This window comes from Luteibacter sp. 1214 (assembly GCF_031455395.1).
GTDB classification, from domain to species: Bacteria; Pseudomonadota; Gammaproteobacteria; order Xanthomonadales; family Rhodanobacteraceae; genus Luteibacter; species Luteibacter mycovicinus.
Map to the genome: position 1 here is coordinate 25,298 of NZ_JAVDSQ010000012.1, position 17,406 is coordinate 42,703.

Genomic DNA, 17,406 nt, shown 5'->3' on the forward strand with positions numbered 1-17,406 from the left:
GCGTTCACCCATGCGGTCGCGGCAGCGCTTCAGCGATACCCACGATTGAGCTTGCTGTTCCGCACGCCATACGTGAAATACACGATCAGGCCCAACACCATCCAGATCGCAAACCGCTCGAAGGTGATCGCCGGCAGCCCCCAGATCAGCGCCAGCGAGAACAAAATACCCAGCGGCGCCACGAACCACACGGCCGGCGTCTTGAACTTCCGTTCGAGATGCGGCTTGCGCACACGAAGCACCAGCACCGAGGCGCAGATCAGGATGAACGCGCTCAGCGTGCCGATGTTGACCAGCTCCGCCACTTCACCGATCGGCAGCAGGCCGGCCACCACGGCGGTAAAGATGCCAAGGATCATCGTCGGACGTGCAGGCGTGCCGAAGCGCGGATGCACCTGCGCGAACCATGCCGGCAACAGCCCATCACGCGACAGCGCGAACCAGATGCGCGCCGCGCCGAGCATGAACGCGAACAGCACGCTGATCACACCGATGACCGCCGCGACGGCGATCACGTTGCTGAGCCACGGCAGGCCGATGGCGTTGAAGGCGTCGGATACCGAGGCTTCGCCGCTTAGCGTCCCGTAAGGAACGATGCCGGTGAGCACCAGCGACACGGCGATATACAGCACCATCGCGACCGCGAGCGAGAGCAGCACCGCGCGCGGCAGGTCGCGCTGCGGGTTCTTCGCTTCCTCGGCCGCCGTGGTCAGCGTGTCGTAGCCGAACACCGCGAAGAAGACGACGCTTGCGCCCGTCAGCACGCCCTGCCAGCCGAAGTGGCCCATGCCCTTGGCGTCGAATACGCGCGCCGGGATGAACGGGTGCCAGTTGGCGGTGTTGATGAAAAACGCGCCAACGCCGATCACCAGCGCTACGCCGATCACCTTGATACCGACGATCACGGTGTTGAGGCGCGCACCCCACTCCGTCTTGATCGACAAAAGGATGGCGACGAACAGCGAGATACCGGCGGCGATGATGTTGAAGCGGTGAGCGTCGGTCGGGCCCGGCAGCGGATTCGCGACGCTGAAGCCGACGCCCAGCTTCGCCTGCTGCCAGTAATAGTTCATGGTGTCGGCGCTCATGCTCTTCTGCGCCCACTCCGGCAGATGCACGCCTGCCGTGGCCAGCAACACCTGCACGTAGCCGGACCAGCCGATGGCGACCACCGCCACCACCAGGGCGTATTCCAGCAGCAGATCCCAGCCGATGATCCAGGCCGCGCCCTCGCCGAGCACGGCGTAGCCGTAGGTATAGGCGCTGCCGGTCACAGGGATCAGCCCCGCGAACTCCGCGTAGCAGAGCGCCGCGCAGGCGCTGCCGAAGCCGGCGATGATGAAGCTGAGCGCCACGGCGGGGCCGGCGTTGAGGGCGGCCTGCTGGCCGGCGAGCACGAAAATGCCCACGCCGATGATCCCGCCGATACCGATGGCCGTGAGCTGCCAGAGGCCGAGGACCCGGCGGAAGTCCGTACGCAGGCCGACTTCCGCCTGCAACTGCTCGACGGACTTGTGGCGGAGAAACTTGGCTAACGACATCGGGGCGACCCCTGGAGCTGGCAGAGCCCGGGATCATAGCGGGGCAAGGGCCAGGGTGTCGTCAGAAAAGCCCGACACCCCGCAGGATCAGGGGCGATCCAGCGCCTTGCGCCCCAGCGCCGGGTCGTCGGTAAAGAACGCATCGATCCCGGTCGCCACATACGCCCGGATCTCAGCCACCGAACCGGCGTCGTTCCGCGCCGCATCCCCCGCGTCGTCGCGGAAATCCGCCGCCAGGAAGTGATTCTCCGGCCGGAACGTATACGGATGCACCTCCAGCCCGGCGGCGTGCGCGTCGTGCACCAGCGGCGCGACCGGCGCCAGCTTTCCGTCCCCGGTCAGCGGAATGATGCTGCGCGTGGACGGCCCGATGGCGTCGGCGTAGGTGGCAATGGCCTTGAGACCTTTCGGGGTCATCATCGCGCCGTAGGTGGTCGACGGCTGGTCGGCCGGGTGCTGGTCGGCCAGATCCATCAGCTGGAGCAGACGGATGTTCGGGTGATCCTTGCCCAGCTTGCCGCGCAGGTACTTCAGATTGCCGATCTCGAACGACTGGATCTCCACGGGTGCGGTGCGCGTATAGGCGTGCGCCGCCAGCGTAGCCAGCACCTTGTCTTCCATCGGCAGGCCGACGTCATGGAAATACGTCGAGTGCTTGATCTCCGGAATGATGCCGATGACCCGATGCCTGGCCGACGCTTCCGCGGCGACAAACTCGATCATCTCGTCGAAGGTCGGCACGGTGAACTGGCCGTCGTAGGCCGTGTTGGCTTTGCGGATATCCGCAAGGCGCTCTCGGGCGCGCAGCGTCTTCAGCTCGGCGAGGGTGAAGTCTTCGGTAAACCACCCCGTGATCGACTCGCCATCGACGGTCTTGGTCACCCGGCGGCTGGCGAACTCCGGATGCGAGGCCACATCGGTCGTCCCCCCGATCTCGTTTTCGTGACGCACGACCAGCACACCGTCCCTGGTGGAGACCAGGTCCGGCTCGACGAAGTCGGCACCGTCCTCGATGGCCACGGCGTACGAGGCCAGCGTGTGCTCGGGACGCAGCGCACTGGCACCGCGGTGACCGATGACGAGGATCTTCGCGGCAATCGGCTTACCGGGAGCCGGGGCGGCGGACGTGGGCATCGAGAGCACTCCAAGGGCCAGGGCCAGAGCGCATGAGGATAGAGCAATCGCCTTCATCAGAAATCCGCCGACAGGGTAACGAAGCTCTGGCGCGGCGCGCTGGCATGGAACGCCAGTGCGCGGCCGTTCGGATCGGTCGCGCCGAACGCGGTCAGGTTGGTCGCGTAACGATGGTCGGTGAGGTTGGTGACGTTCAGCGCCAGCGTCAGCGACTTGAGGTAGCCGATCGTACCGAAATCGTAGCCCGCGCCGAAGTCGAACGAGGTGGCGCCGGCCACACTCTGATCGTTGGTATAGGTGTAGTAGCGCTTGCCGGTGTACTTGCCACGCAGGCTGGCCGACCAGGGGCCGTAGGTGTAGCTGATCTCGCTCGAGTACATGCGCTTGGGCGTATCCACCGTGGTCTTGCCCTTCACCGGGACGACCACACCGCTGGCGACGTAGTTGTCGTCGTAGCGCGAGCGGTTGAACGAGGCGGAGTTGTACCACTCGAAGCCACGGACCGGCTTCCAGATGAAGGTGAATTCCGCGCCGCGACTGGACACCGAGCCGACGTTGACGAAGGCGGTGTTGCACTCCGGACGCGTGCCCTGCTCGATGCTCGGGCAGGGGTTGAGGGAGAGCAGTCGATTGTCGAACTTCACGTCATACAACGCCACCGACGCTTCGTACGACTGACCGACGCTGCGGAAGCCACCATCGATGGAGCGCGACTGTTCGGGCTTGAGGTTGGCCCTGGTACCGTCGAACGCGCTCTGCGACACGGAGAGCGGGCCACCGGCACCGCCGCCCTGGAACGCCGCGATGTTCTTTGCATACGACAGGAACACCTCCTGACCGGGCGCCAGCTGGAAGGCAAGACCGGCCTGCGGCAACAGCGACTTGCCCGCCTTGAGCGTGCCGTTGGCATAAGGGCTTTCCACGCCCGGCGCTTCGACCGCCTTCATGGTCGTGTGCGGGCTCTTCACACCGACGTCGATGGTCAGACGATCGTCCATCGCCTTGAAGCTGTCCTGCAGGTACGCCTGTTTGGTGGTGATCGTATAGTCCTGCGAGAACAGACGACGATCCGGGCCGGACAGATAGAAATCGTCGTTGAACGGACCGTCCACGTAGTAGAAGTTACGCTCCACGTGATGGTTGTTCTTCTCGTACCACACGCCGCCCTCGACATGATGATTGCCGAGGTCCCACGACAGCGACGCGATCGCGCCATTGCGGTTGATCGTGTAATTGGTGCTGCGCAGGGAGATCGGCAGCTCCCCGGCGGTGCCGGGGTTGGACTTCTGACCCGGCGCCCACCAGTGGCCCTGGCCCGCGTTCTCATGGTGATAAACCTGGGTATGCAGCGTCGCGCCATCGGCCACGGCGAAGTCGCCCGCCACGTAGTACAGATCGTCGCGTCGCAGCGCGCGGCTCAGGTAGTAGGCATCGTCAGTGTTGTCGACGCCGCCGGAGTAGCCGCACCGCGAGTCGCGCACCCCACCGACCGTGTAAGCCGGCGTGCAATAGGCCGCGGCCAGGGCGCGGTTCCAGTCCGGTGCGTAGAGATTCCAGTCCCAGCCGAGGCCGCGCCTCATGCCGCTCCTGGACAGATAGGCGTAGTCGGCCTGCGCGGTCCGCGAAGTGTCCGCGAAGCCGGTGATCCGGTTGCCGTCACCGAACTCATAGACGGCCTTGCCGTTGAACTGCCTGGTCGTGGTCTTCGAGCCCGGCTGGGCCCACATGTCCGCGTCGGCCTTGATGCCGGACAGGTACATCGAAAAACCCTTGTAGTCACCCGTGTCGATGCGCGCATAGGTGCGACGGTTGTGGTCGCTGCCGAAGGTCTGCGCCGCCTTGCCACCGAAGGTCTTCGCCGGATCGGACGAGAAATACTGAATGGCGCCTCCGAGGTTGCTGGTTGACGCCGTCCCGAGCGCGCCGATGCCCTCGGACAACTCCACCGTCGCCATGTTCTCGGCGATCAGGGCGCGCGAGATATTGAGGCCGTTGTAGTTGCCGTAGGCGTTGTCGCCCAGCGGCAGACCGTCGAGGGTGTAGCCGAGGCGCGTGGTATTGAAACCGCGCAACGTGATCGACTGGGACTCCTCGTTGGCGCCGAAGGCGTCATTGGACTGCACCGAGACGCCCGGCAGGCGATTCAGGATCTTCTGAGGGCTGGTACCCGGCGGGAGCACCTTCTGGTCCTGGGGCACGATGCGCTGCACCTGGCGGGTCTCGCCCTGGCCGATCACCGAGACCGCGTCCAGATCCTGCGTCTTCGGGGGCGGCGCGTCTTCGGCGTGAGCCTGCAGGGCGATGGCGGCGGCGAGGGCGAGGAACAGGGCGCTGCGGTTGTGCTTCATCGACAGGAAACTCGTAAAACGTAAGAAGCCTTCGAGCGTGGCCGCCCAGTGTTTAGGTTTTCTTACGAAGAGAAGAACATGTGACGCGGAGTGACGCAGGTCGCATTTCGGCCGCGTCCCCGTACTGCAACACGCACGCCTCACCATGGCGCCCTTTAACCTCACGCGGAACCGATCCATGCGCCGACTCGCCCGCCTTGCCGCCCTGCTCCTGGTGATCCTGGCCGTGGACGCGCACGCCTCCCGCCGCGTCATCGTCTTCGTCTGGGACGGCATGCGGCCGGATGCCATCAGCGAAGACGACACGCCGAATCTGGCGGCGCTGGCCAGGCAGGGCACGTATTTCGCGGACAACCACTCGACCTACCCGACCTTCACCATGGTCAATGCGTCGAGTTTCGCCACGGGCTCGTTCCCGGGGACGATCGGTTTTTACGGCAACCGCTTCTGGGCTCCGGGCGCCAGCGGTTTCGATGCGAAGGGCGCACCCAGCGACTTCGCCTCGCCGGTCTACACCGAGGACTATGCGGTACTGCGCGCGCTGGACGATCACTGGCACCACGATCTGCTGGAAGCGCCCACGTTGCTGGAGCGCGCACGCAAAGCGGGGCTGAAGACCGCTGTGGTGGGCAAATCGGGCCCGGCCTTCCTCCAGGACATCCACGAAGGCGGCGTGATCCTCGATGAGAACGTGGCGCTGCCGCTGGCCTTCGCGCAGCGACTGACGAAGGCCGGCTATCCGCTGCCGGCCAATACCGTACACGCCTACGATCCGGACCGTTTCCACCTGGAACCGGACAACGGCACGCCCACGGCACCGTTGCCGCTGGTGACGATGAAGGACGGCTCGACCACGGACGCCTCCGATGGCGCCGGCGCGCCGGCCACACCGTCCAATGCGTTCCTGATGAAGGCCTTCCTCGACTACGTTCTGCCGGTCGAGAAGCCCGATATCAGCTTCGTCTGGCTGCGCAATCCCGACGGCACCGAGCACAGTTATGGTGTGGGTTCACCGAACTTCCATCTCGCCCTGCGCGCACAGGACGAACTCCTGGGCCAGCTCCAGGCGAAGCTGAAGTCGTTGGGCATGGACGCGGATACCGATCTGGTGATCGTCTCCGACCACGCGCACAGCAACGTCGCCGGTCCTGCCGACCTGTTCCCATTGCGTCAGATCGCCGATGGCCGTGTCGGTCGCGTCGATGCGGAATGGGGCTTCTCCACGTCGGGCGCGATTCGTCTCGCCGATGAGATGACCCACGCCGGCTTCAAGGCGTTCGACGGTTTCGGCTGCATCTACGCGCCGGTGATGTCCGGCGTCGAAGCGGATGGCGCGCAGCTGCATCCGACCCGCTTCGACGATGACGGCCGCGCTTGCGGCAAGCCCGGCCCGTATACGACGCCGTCGTACAAGGTACCGGCCGACTTGCCTAAGGACGCCTTCGTCATTGCCCCGAATGGCGGCGGCGAATACCTCTACCTTCCCTCGCACGATCGCGCACGCATCGTGGAAGCCGTACGTTTCCTGCAGAGCCGCGAGATGTTCGGCGCGATTTTCGTCGACGCCCGCTACGGCAAGATCCCCGGCACACTGCCGCTGGCGTCCGTGCACCTTGAGAACACGCGTTCACCCGACATCATCGTCAGCTACGACTTCAACGCCGACGCGACCGTGCAGGGTTTCAAGGGCACGGTCTATACCAGCATGTCCAACGAGCGCGGCATGCACGGCAGCTTCAGCCCGATCGACGTGCACAACATGCTGCTGGCCAGCGGCCCGGATTTCCGCAGGAACCTGCGCAGCGAGCTGCCCAGCGGCAACGTGGACGTCGCGCCGACCATCGCGGCCGTGCTGAAAATCGACCTCGGCAAGCCGGACGGGCGCGTGCTGCGCGAGGCGCTCGAAGGGCACTCGCCCGAAGGTCTGAGCGTGAAGCCCGCCGATATCGCGACCGACACCGCGACGGGCCTGGATGTGCGCCGCGTGGACGGTACGCCGATGAATCGTTCGACGTACCGCTTCGTCCTCAAGACCAGACAACTGAGCGATAACGGCAAGACCTACACCTACTTCGACCAGGCCAAGGCGGAACGCCTCCCGTAAAAGCGCGCCCCACCCCCGCGTGTAGGAGCGCGCCCCGCGCGCGAAAAGCCAACGAAGCGGCGACGCGGCACACCAGCGGCACCCCAGAGGCACACCCGCAACACACCCATCGCGCGCAAGGCGCGCTCCTACATGACCTTTTTCTGCTAGTTTTCCGCCCCGAATCTCCTTGTTCCCACCCGGATACCCTTCGATGTTCAGATCTCTCGCGATGGCCACGCTTTCGGCCGCCCTTCTCGCTGCGTGCGCCAGCGCGCCGACCGCGGACAAGTCCGGCAAAACCGGCAGCGTGAAAGATGGCGCCACGCTCGACCTCGCCATCCTCGAGACCACCGACGTCCATTCGAACATCCTGTCGTACGACTACTACAAGCAGAAGGACGACCCGAGCTTCGGGTACGAGCGTCTCGCCACGCTGATCCGTCAGGCGCGCAAGGAGTTCCCGAACACCGTGCTGTTTGATAGCGGCGACACCATCCAGGGCTCGGTACTCGCCGATTATCAGGCACTGGTCAAGCCGGTCGGTTGCGATACCGAGCTCGGCATCTACGCCGCGATGGACGCGATCGGTTACGACGGCGGCACCGCCGGCAACCACGAGTTCAACTACGGCCTGCCGTTCCTTGCTCAGGTCACCAACACCGCGATGAACGTCGACGGCGTGAAGCCGCGGCAGTGTGCCGGCCCGAAGTTTCCGCTGGTGTTGTCCAACGTCTACAGCGTTCGTGACAAGCAGCCGATCTTCAAGCCGTGGACGATCGTGACCAAAACCGTCGAGGTGAAGAACGCCGACGGCAGCACCACGCCGACCGCGCTCCGCATCGGCATCATCGGCTTCACGCCGCCGCCGATCCTCGACTGGGACAAGCGCAACCTGCAGGGCAAGGTCACTGTCGACGGCGTCGTCGAAGCGGCCAACCGTTACATGCCGGAAGTGCTCGCGCAGAAACCGGACCTCGTGGTCGCCATCCTGCACGGTGGCCTCAACACCGCGCCGTACACGCCGCAGATGGAGAACGGCGGGTGGTACCTCGCCGGTGTGCCGGGCATCGATGCGCTGCTGCTCGGCCATTCGCATACCGAGTTTCCGGGGCCGCGCTACATGGACATGAAAGACGTCGACGCGAAGCGCGGCATCGTCCGCGGCGTGCCTGCGGTGATGGGCGGCTTCTTCGGCAAGGATCTCGGTGTCATCAACATGACCATGACCCGCGAGAACGGTCGCTGGGTGGTGCAGAAGGACAAGAGCCACAGCCAGGTCCGTCCGATCTGTCCGAAGAAGAACGAGTGCGTGCCTGCGGATCCGGCCATCGCGCCGATCGTGAAGGAAGCGCACGACGCCGCGGTCGCGTACGTCAACACGCCGATCGGCGCGACCGATCACGACCTCACCAGCTACTTCGCCGACGAAGGCAACATGAGCGCGCTGGCGGTGGTCAACGCGGCTCAGGCCGACTACGCACGCGACGAGATCGCACGTGAGCATCCGGAGTGGAAGGACATTCCGGTGATTTCCGCGGCCTCCGCCTTTCGTACGGGCTTCGGCGGTCCGGACGACTACACCGATGTCGCCAGGGGACCGATGACGATCCGTAACGCGGCGGATCTGTACTTCTATCCGAACACGCTGGCGGCGGTGAAGATCGACACGGCAGGGGTGAAGGCCTGGCTCGAGAAGTCGGCGACGCGCTTCAACCAGATCGATCCGTCGAAGGAAGGCGAACAGCCGCTCACCGGCAAGCTGGTGCCGTATAACTTCGACCAGATGCAGGGCGGCATTACCTACACCATCGATATCACGAAGCCGGAAGGCCAGCGTATCGGCAATCTTCGGTACAAGGGCAAGGCGATCAGGGATGGCCAGACCTTCATCGTCGTGACCAACAGCTATCGTGCGAACGGTGGTGGTGAGTTCCCCGGCATGAACGGTGAGTCCGTCGTGCTCAACGCGCCGGACGGCAATCGCGAAGTCGTGATCAAGTGGGTCGAGGCGAAGAAGACCGTGACCGCGAAGGACGTGGACAAGCGTTCGTGGAGCTTCGTGCCGGTGAAGACCAGGGGGCCGGTGACGTTTACGGCGGCGTCGGGGAAGGAAGGCGTAGCCAAGGCGCAGGGACTGGCGATCAGGCAGCTGCGCGACAACGGCGACGGTACGGCGGTTTACGCGCTGGATCTTTCGAAGCGTTGAGGTAGTTCGCGTCGCCCGCGGGGCGGGCTCCTACCGAGGCTGCGATGGACGGGGTCGCCCGCGGGGCGGGCTCCTACAAAATTACGCAGACTTGTAGGAGCCCGCCCTGCGGGCGATTCAACCTTGCCCCTGCCCCCCCCGGCAGCAGACCCAGATCCTCCATAGGCCATCCGGCCACGTCCGACACGCTTGACAGCCCCCATCACCCGGGCATAACGTCGGGCACATGTATCCCATCACGCCAGCGCTGCGTTTCACCACGGTCTCCACGACCGGCACGCTTGCGTCCGTGACCACCACCGCGACCACATCCACTACGACCATTACCATGGTCGGAGGATCGGAGTTCGCGCGCGCCTAGTTCCTTGTCGCTGCCGGCCCCGACCTCCCGCAGGACGGGATCGGCGCCGGAACTCCCAGCCAAGATCCCCACCTGACGTGACCACGGGCCTCTCACCGGAGGCTTTGATCGTGTCCATCGCTGTCGCATTACCCCGCTCACCCTTACGTGCCGCGCCCGTGCGCGCCGCCGTCCAGCCGCTCGTCGTGCAAGTCGGTGTCGTCGGACCCGGCAAGGTCGGCAGCGCGCTGCTGAACCAGTTGCGCCTCGCGGCTCCGCGTCTGCTGCGTGACTGCAACCTCGAACTCAGCCTGCGCGCCGTAAGCGACAGCCGGCACATGTGGCTCGACTGCGACGACGACGCCCTCAACGGCCGCCAGCACGGCGCGCAGACCTGGCGTCCGGCCGAACTCGATGAGTTTGCCGCCTATGTCGCCGGGGACGGCCACCATGTCGCCGTCATCGCTGACTGCAGTGCCAGCGACCTGGTCGCCGACCACTATGCCGGCTGGCTCGGCGCCGGTATCCACGTCGTCACCCCGAATAAACGCGCGGCCAGCGGCCCGCTCGATCGCTGGCGCAAGATCGCCGCCGCGGCCGATGCGAGCGGTGCGCACCTGTACTACGAAGGCACGGTCGGTGCCGGCCTGCCCGTCGTGCAGACCCTGCGCGACATGATCGACACGGGCGATGAGCTGACGGCCGTGGAAGGCATGCTTTCCGGCACGCTGGCCTGGCTGTTCAACCGCTTCGATGGCTCGGTACCGTTCTCGGCGCTGGTCCGCGAGGCCCATGCCATGGGTTACACGGAGCCGGATCCGCGCGACGACCTCTCCGGCATGGACGTGGCCCGCAAGGTGGTGATCCTCGCCCGCGAGGCCGGCGTTGCCCTGTCTCTGGACGATGTGGCTGTCCGCAGCCTGATCCCCGCCGAGCTCGCCGGCTCCTCGCGCGACGAATTCATGGACAACCTCGAAGCGATGGATGCGCCCATGGCCGCCCTGCTCGCCGATGCCCGTATCGCGGGAGGTGCACTGCGCCACGTCGCGCGGCTCGATGGCCACCGTGCCTCGGTCGGCGTGCAGGTGGTCGACGCCGACCATGCCTTCGCCCATTCGAAGCTCACGGACAACGTGCTGCGTTTCGCCACGCGCCGATACTGCGACAATGCCCTGGTCGTCCAGGGGCCGGGTGCCGGTCCCGAGGTCACGGCCGCGGCGGTATTTACGGATCTGCTGCGCGTGGCCGGCGCCATGGGAGTAAAACGGTGCGCATGCTGAAAGAAGAATCCTCACCCCTGATCCGCGCGGATGTCGCTGTCGCCGAGGCGTATGCGAGTGTCGGCAACGTCGGCGTCGGTTTCGACATCCTGGGCCACTGCGTCGCCGGCGCGGGCGATCGCGCCGAAGTGCGCCGCATCCCCGAACGGGAGGTGCGCATCGCCGCCATCCATGGCGTGATCACCGACCTGCCGCTGGCCGCCGTGGACAACACCGCCGGCGCCGCACTGCTGTCGATGATGCGTGCGCTCGACCTGCCCTTCGGCTTCGAACTCACCCTGCACAAGGGCATCGCGCTGGGCTCCGGGATGGGCGGCTCCGCCGCGTCCTGCGTGGCCGCCGTCGTCGCCGCCAACGCGTTGCTCGACGAGCCGCTGCCGCGCGAGGCGCTCTATCCGTTCGCGCTGGATGGCGAAGCCGTCGCCAGCGGCAGCCGTCACGGTGACAACCTCGGCCCCATGCTGCTCGGCGGACTGGTGCTGGCCACCGACAAGCGCCTCGTGCGCATCCCGGTACCGGCGGCATGGCATTGCGCCCTGGTCCATCCGCATGTGGTGCTGGAGACCCGCCGGGCGCGCGCCGCACTCGCGGGCCATTACGCGCTGGGTGAATTCGTGGCGCAGAGCGCCAACCTCGCCCTCGTGCTCGCGGGTTGCTACCGCGGCGAAGCGGCGCTGGTACGCGAGGGTCTTTCGGACGTACTGGTCGAACCGCGACGTGCGCCGCTCATTCCAGGCTTTGCCGACGTCAAGCAGGCCGCGCTGGATCACGGTGCCTTCGGCGCCAGCATTTCCGGCGCGGGGCCCAGTGTGTTCGGCTGGTTCGAAGACCGCGCCTCGGCTGACGCCGCGTCGCACGACATGCGCGCCGCGTTCGCCGCGGCTGGCCACGACAGCGACATACTGGTCGCTCCCATCGACGGCCCTGCCGCCAGGATTCTCTGAGCATGCGCTACGTCAGTACGCGCGGCGGTGCCGCGCCCACGCGCCTTTCCGACGCCATCGCCGCAGGCATCGCACCGGACGGCGGGCTCTACGTTCCCGAACGGATGCCGACGGTCTCGCTGCCTTTTCGCCAGGGTGACCTCGCCGGCACCGCGCTGCGGATGCTGGAACCGTTCTTCGCAGGCGATCCGCTCGAGGATGAACTGCCTGCCATCTGTGCGGAAGCCTTCGCCCATCCGACGCCCCGTCGTCAGCTACCCGTCCACGGCGCACATGTGCTCGAGCTGTTCCATGGCCCCACGGCGGCGTTCAAGGATTTCGGGGCGCGCTTTCTCGCCGCGTGCCTCAGCCGGCTGCGTCGCGACAACGACCGGCCGCTGACCATTCTCGTGGCGACCTCCGGCGATACCGGCGCGGCGGTGGGAGCCGCTTTCCACCATCTGCCGGGCGTGCGCGTCGCCATTCTCTACCCGGACAACCGGGTATCGCCGCGACAGGCGCATCAGCTCGGCAGCTTCGGCGGCAATGTGCGTGCGCTGCGCGTGGAGGGCAGCTTCGACGACTGCCAGCGTCTCGTGAAGGCGGCGCTCGGCGACCCAGCCCTGCAATCCGACGTACCGATGTCCTCGGCGAACAGCATCAGCCTTGGCCGCCTGCTGCCGCAGATGGCCTACTTCGGCCATGCCTCGCTGGAGGCCGACGAAGCGATGCACACGATCGTGCCGACGGGGAATCTCGGTAACGCGGTAGCCGCCTTGTGGGCGCGCGAGATCGGGTTACCGATCGGGGATGTGATGTTTGCCTGCAATGCCAACGATACGCTGCCGGAATTCTTCGGCGGACAGCCTTATCGCGCGCGCGATGCGGTGGCCACGATCGCCAACGCGATGGATGTCGGCGCGCCAAGCAACTTCGAGCGGCTCTGCCATTTGTTCGGCGGTGAGGAAGCGGCGCGACGCGGCGGGCACGCCGAAAGTGTCGACGACGCCGAGATCCGCGATGTCATTCGTCGACATGCGAGTAACGACGGCGAGGTCTTCTGTCCGCATACCGCGACGGCTGTCCGCGTGTTCGAGCGGCATCGGCACGCCGGCGATCGACGCGCATGGACGATCGCGGCGACGGCACATCCCGCGAAGTTCGATACGGTGGTGGAGCCGTTGATCGGGCGTACGGTCGCGGTGCCCGAGGCGCTGGGTGCCATGCTGTCGCGCAGGGCGACCGCGGAGCCGATGGCGGCGGACGGACGGATGTTCGCGGAGTGGTTGCGGGGCTGGTAACCAGCCCCTGCCGGCGATGCGTCCGATCAGAACTGGTAAGCGATCATCAGGCGGTTGCTCGTCCACGGCAGGTTGCCGGGATTGAGATTGTTGGTCCCGCCCACCGGGTGCTCCCAGCGATCACGGATCTGCAGACCCTTCAGCACGTCGTCGAGCTTGTAGACGATGTCGACGTACAGATTGTGGCTGGCACCACGCAGATTGGTGTCGTAGTGCGCATAGGCCGCCGTGAGGCTCAGCGCATCGTGCAGCATCAGGTAGGTCGCCTTCGCCTTCCAGGCATGTCCCGGCCCCTGCTCGACCAGGCCACGCAGCATCGACGTGGTGTACAGCGGATCGGCCGAATAGCTGTTGCTGTACGGCGAGATGATCGCGCCACCGCCCACCGCGTCGTGCTGACGCTCGAGCTTGTTGTACGCCACGTCGAACCTGGCCTTGCCGACCGACGCACCCGCATCGACGCCCCATGCCTGCGCATCGACGCGGTCGCCGGCGGCACCGGTGAGCCTGGTGTGCGTCTCGACGAGCACGTTATCCGAGCCACTGGTCTGGCGAACGATCTGCGCGCCGACGAACGGCGTGATACCGCTGTCGTTCCTGAACGTGTACATGCCGTCCACGTAGCCCATCCGGCCGAAGTGCTCGAAGTCGTAGAACCACGCCTGCGCCTTCAGGCCGCCGGTCGCGTAAGTCGTACCGATCGCCGTGGTGCCGTCCATTTCCTGCGCGGTGCGCGGCAATGCGCCGTTGTTGCCGTACATCGAGTCGTGATGGTACGTCGACGGGTAATACAGGTTGTCGTCGTTGTAACCGCTGGAGGTTCGGCTTTTCCAGCGGAGCGTGCGGATGGCGAAAATGTCCAAGCCCCTGGCCGGTTTGAAGTCGAACATGGCCGCCTGATAGGAAGCGGGGATCGCCCGCGAGTCGAACTGCCCCATCCACGGCGTGTTGAGATACTGGTCACCGGCCCGTGCCACGAGCCAGTCGTTCGCATACTCGGCATAGGCCTGGGTAAACCCGCTGACCGCGTGGTTCGGTCCCATCAGCGAGGTATCGACCCGGCCCGGGTTTTCGGCACGCGTGCCGAGCGACTGCGCCGAGAACGCGGTGGCGGCGAGACTGAAGCCACCGACCTTGCCGCTCTTCACGGTGAACAGCCCCGCCAATGACGTGGCTCGCGTGTTGTACTGCGTGTCGGCATCGTAATGACGAGCAAAGCTGTACAGGCGCAGTTCGCCGTTGAACGAGCCGTCGCGGAAGAAATCATCGGCCTGGACGCCGGCGGCCGTGCATGCGAGTGCGACGGCGATCAGATAACGGGCGCGCATCAGTGCACCGCACCGGCGTAAAACGAGCTGACCACGGTTGTATCCCCTGCTTTGCGTTTCAAGCGCAATTTCAATTCAAGACCGGGGACGTCGCGGAAGAGGTACTTCGCTCGTCACCCACGCTTTTCGCAACTTCATGCGATTCGACTTGCAACAGCGCGGATGACGCGACGGGTTGCCCGCCCATTATCGGCAACCCTGTAACTAACTTGAAACAAAAATGACATTTCCGAGTTGAGGAAAATGCATGGCGGGACCCGGTTCGTGGGAGCGGCGGATGCCGCTCCCACGAGCTCCAGCCTCGACGTCAGGGCTCGTCCCGGCTCTCGGAGCGGGCCAGCAGTGCGCGGATCGCATCGCCCGTCTTAGCCACCACCCCCAGCGGCCCGGGCGAACCGACCTCAGGCAACTGGGCCGTGATCGACGCAAGCAGTAGGCCAAGCCTTGCTTCGGGGTCGTATTTCCCTTGCGCATCGATCGACGTGCCGTCGCTTCCCTGCACCCGTCGCAGCGAACCGTCGACGGCGTAGATCAGGGTGACCCGATCACCGATGGTGACCACGCGATCGTCATTGATGAGAAATTCGGACACCGACTCACGGGAGACGCCGCGTACCCGGATGCCGGCATCCTCCTCATTCACGGTCCAGCGCACGCTCCCCCCGCCCTCGGTCACCTCGCGCAAGGCGAGCTTCCCGTCCTGGTAGGCATCCGCGACTTCGCGCTTTCCGGCAACCGCCGACGCGCGCCCCGCCGCCTGACAGAACACGGGGAACATGTTGTCCACATCGAGTTCCCGGTTCGCGAAGGGCCCCATCGGCACGCCGAAGGCCATCATGTAGACCGAGAAGCCCGGCGCGCAGGACATGTAGCCGTAGCCGCCATCGCCGCTGCTCCGCCATTCGCTGTCGCCGCCCGGCCGGTCATAGCGGAACTGGTAGGTGTACGCGTAGCCGATGTCGCTGGTTCTTGCCGAGATGAGCTGGCAGTCGGGTTCGTTGAAGTGTTCGCAGCGCGCGTGCATGGCCCGGAGGCTCACCTGCATCAGGTCGGTGAAATACTCACCGGCGGCTTCGTACTCGATAAAGGGAGGGGGCGCGTCACCCGCATGGGCGAGAGGGGTGAACGCGAGGAAGGTGCATGCCGTGAGCCGCGCAAACATGCGCGCTCCGGCCGTCCGTTGCTTGGCCATGAATCGTCCTTTGGGATACGTCGACTGGAACGTGACCAGTTTAGGTGGCGCAAAAAAACACGGTCAACGTGACCAAGTGCGACCTCCGTCACACTCCCACTAACTGTCCATTTTTCTCATTCCATGAGGGCCATACCACTTGGCTGCAAGCCGCATTCCAGCGCGGCCTGCGTAGGAGAACCACGACATCGGGCGTCTAGCCGTCCAAACGTCCTAGGAAAAAAGTTTCGCGCGAAAGTGTTGACACGCGCCGACGAAGTGACATACGTTCGATGACATGACGCAGCGCACCACCCATGGCCGCTTTGACCTGAACCGCCTTCCGGCGGTCGGCAAGCTGCGTCTCGGTGGCGGCCTCCTTCTTCTTAGCCTTGTACTTATTACCTGCGGAGGTGCGGGCTGAGGGCAAGTGTCCAGGTGAATAAGCAACAAACCTGAAGACTCCTGAAGAACCCCGCACCCGGCAACGGATGCGGGGTTTTTTATTGCCCCGGGCCCGCCTCATTCACGAGCGGAGCCAGACATGAATCCAGCAAACCAGGGCAGCACCGAATCCGTCGAGAGCGACGTAGGCGGCCGCGTGCGTATCTTCGACACCACCTTGCGCGACGGCGAACAGGCCCCTGGATTCTCCATGGACCGACGAGCCAAGCTGCGCATGGCGCACGCCCTGGAAGAACTGGGTGTCGACATCATCGAGGCCGGGTTCCCCCAGGCCTCACCCGACGATTTCGCCGCCGTGGCCGAGATCGCAAGATCGCTGAAGACGCCCACGGTCGCCGCGCTGGCCCGATGCCAGCCAGGCGATATCGACAGCGCGGGCAGAGCATTGCAAGGCGCGCATCACTCACGGATCCACCTGTTCCTGTCCACCAGCCCGCTGCATCGCGAACACAAGCTGGGCAAGAGCAAGCAGCAAGTCATCGACATCGCCGCCGAATCCATCCACCGGGCGAAGGCCCTGGCCCACGAAGTCGAATTCTCCGCCGAAGATGCCCTGCGCACCGAGCCGGACTACCTCGCCGAGATCTTCTCGGTCGCCGTTGAAGCCGGCGCCAGCGTCCTGAACGCTCCCGACACCGTCGGCTACGTCACCCCCGACGAAATCACCCGGATGTTCACCTACCTGCGCGCCCACGTGAGAAACGCGGACAAAGTCGTGTTTTCGGCCCACTGTCACGACGATCTGGGCCTGGCCGTCGCCAACTCGCTGGCCGCCGTCGCCGCCGGTGCACGCCAGGTGGAATGCACCATCAACGGCATCGGCGAACGCGCCGGCAACGCCGCCATGGAGGAGATCGTCATGGCGCTGCACACGCGCCGCCCGCTGTTCAAGGTCGATACCGGCATCGTCACCCGGCACTTCTATCCGACCTCTCGCCTGCTGGCCGAAGTGACCGGGCAGGCCGTGCCGCGCAACAAGGCGATCGTCGGCGACAACGCCTTCGCGCACGAATCCGGCATTCATCAGCACGGGATGATCAAGCATCGGGGCACGTACGAAATCATGCGGCCACAGGACGTCGGGGCGAAGACCTCGCTGGTCCTGGGCAAGCACTCCGGTCGCCACGCGCTGCGGCAGCGCCTGGAAGAACTGGAGTACGACATCGACGAAACGACGCTGGACGCCGTCTTCGATCGCTTCAAGGTGCTGGCCGACAGGCAGCGCTCGGTAACCAACGACGATCTCACCGCTCTGATGAGCGCTTACGAATTCGATACCCAGG

9 protein-coding genes and 2 pseudogenes are annotated in these 17,406 nt (G+C 65.4%); 6 read left to right on the forward strand and 5 right to left on the reverse strand.

Going from position 1 to position 17,406, the window contains the following annotated elements; translation table 11 throughout:
• Positions 1-29: 29 nt before the first annotated feature.
• The 3 genes from J2X57_RS18890 to J2X57_RS18900 form a co-directional block, all read right to left on the reverse strand.
• On the reverse strand, positions 30-1,541 hold the full coding sequence (locus tag J2X57_RS18890; protein ID WP_043691744.1) for an amino acid permease: 1,512 nt from the start codon (positions 1,539-1,541) through the stop codon (positions 30-32).
• Between the two features lie 87 nt (positions 1,542-1,628).
• Positions 1,629-2,675 carry a glycerophosphodiester phosphodiesterase gene (locus J2X57_RS18895; protein ID WP_043691743.1) on the reverse strand — a complete coding sequence of 349 codons (1,047 nt, stop codon included), beginning with the start codon at positions 2,673-2,675 and terminating at the stop codon, positions 1,629-1,631.
• Positions 2,676-2,731: 56 nt separating this feature from the next.
• Positions 2,732-5,023: a TonB-dependent receptor gene (locus tag J2X57_RS18900; RefSeq protein WP_043691740.1), complete on the reverse strand. Its 2,292-nt coding sequence runs from the start codon at positions 5,021-5,023 to the stop codon at positions 2,732-2,734.
• 178 nt (positions 5,024-5,201) lie between these two features.
• On the opposite strand from J2X57_RS18900, the gene J2X57_RS18905 reads away from it, so the two are divergent.
• The 5 genes and pseudogenes from J2X57_RS18905 (at position 5,202) to thrC (ending at position 13,159) form a co-directional block, all read left to right on the forward strand.
• Positions 5,202-7,127, forward strand: coding sequence for a nucleotide pyrophosphatase/phosphodiesterase family protein (locus tag J2X57_RS18905; RefSeq protein ID WP_043691737.1), 1,926 nt, complete (start codon positions 5,202-5,204; stop codon positions 7,125-7,127).
• Positions 7,128-7,320: 193 nt separating this feature from the next.
• Positions 7,321-9,315, forward strand: a complete 1,995-nt coding sequence (locus tag J2X57_RS18910; RefSeq protein ID WP_043691735.1) for a bifunctional 2',3'-cyclic-nucleotide 2'-phosphodiesterase/3'-nucleotidase — start codon at positions 7,321-7,323, stop codon at positions 9,313-9,315.
• A 552-nt stretch (positions 9,316-9,867) separates the two neighbouring features.
• A pseudogene (locus J2X57_RS18915) lies at positions 9,868-10,935 on the forward strand (homoserine dehydrogenase); the annotation flags it as partial.
• A complete protein-coding gene (locus J2X57_RS18920) occupies positions 10,929-11,879 on the forward strand; it encodes a homoserine kinase (protein WP_051944320.1) in 951 nt (316 codons plus the stop codon). The pseudogene J2X57_RS18915 and the gene J2X57_RS18920, both read left to right, overlap by 7 nt.
• 2 nt (positions 11,880-11,881) lie before the next feature.
• Entirely contained in the window at positions 11,882-13,159 is a 1,278-nt protein-coding gene (thrC, locus tag J2X57_RS18925; protein WP_308847269.1) for a threonine synthase, read from the forward strand.
• A 26-nt stretch (positions 13,160-13,185) separates the two neighbouring features.
• Here thrC and J2X57_RS18930 read toward each other — a convergent pair whose 3' ends face one another.
• On the reverse strand, positions 13,186-14,487 hold the full coding sequence (locus tag J2X57_RS18930; protein WP_309869387.1) for an OprD family outer membrane porin: 1,302 nt from the start codon (positions 14,485-14,487) through the stop codon (positions 13,186-13,188).
• Between the two features lie 307 nt (positions 14,488-14,794).
• On the reverse strand, positions 14,795-15,679 hold the full coding sequence (locus J2X57_RS18935) for a hypothetical protein (RefSeq protein WP_309869389.1): 885 nt from the start codon (positions 15,677-15,679) through the stop codon (positions 14,795-14,797).
• A 523-nt stretch (positions 15,680-16,202) separates the two neighbouring features.
• On the opposite strand from J2X57_RS18935, the pseudogene J2X57_RS18940 reads away from it, so the two are divergent.
• Positions 16,203-17,378 (forward strand): annotated as a pseudogene (locus tag J2X57_RS18940) (2-isopropylmalate synthase); the annotation flags it as partial.
• Between the last annotated feature and the right edge of the window lie 28 nt (positions 17,379-17,406).

Bases quoted from the DNA above. Each gene is read 5' to 3' on its own strand.
- J2X57_RS18890 (WP_043691744.1), bottom strand. From the start codon at position 1,541: ATGTCGTTAGCCAAGTTTCTCCGCCACAAGTCCGTCGAGCAGTTGCAG.
- J2X57_RS18895 (WP_043691743.1), bottom strand. From the start codon at position 2,675: ATGCCCACGTCCGCCGCCCCGGCTCCCGGTAAGCCGATTGCCGCGAAG.
- J2X57_RS18900 (WP_043691740.1), bottom strand. From the start codon at position 5,023: ATGAAGCACAACCGCAGCGCCCTGTTCCTCGCCCTCGCCGCCGCCATC.
- J2X57_RS18905 (WP_043691737.1), top strand. From the start codon at position 5,202: ATGCGCCGACTCGCCCGCCTTGCCGCCCTGCTCCTGGTGATCCTGGCC.
- J2X57_RS18910 (WP_043691735.1), top strand. From the start codon at position 7,321: ATGTTCAGATCTCTCGCGATGGCCACGCTTTCGGCCGCCCTTCTCGCT.
- J2X57_RS18920 (WP_051944320.1), top strand. From the start codon at position 10,929: ATGCTGAAAGAAGAATCCTCACCCCTGATCCGCGCGGATGTCGCTGTC.
- thrC (WP_308847269.1), top strand. From the start codon at position 11,882: ATGCGCTACGTCAGTACGCGCGGCGGTGCCGCGCCCACGCGCCTTTCC.
- J2X57_RS18930 (WP_309869387.1), bottom strand. From the start codon at position 14,487: ATGCGCGCCCGTTATCTGATCGCCGTCGCACTCGCATGCACGGCCGCC.
- J2X57_RS18935 (WP_309869389.1), bottom strand. From the start codon at position 15,679: ATGGCCAAGCAACGGACGGCCGGAGCGCGCATGTTTGCGCGGCTCACG.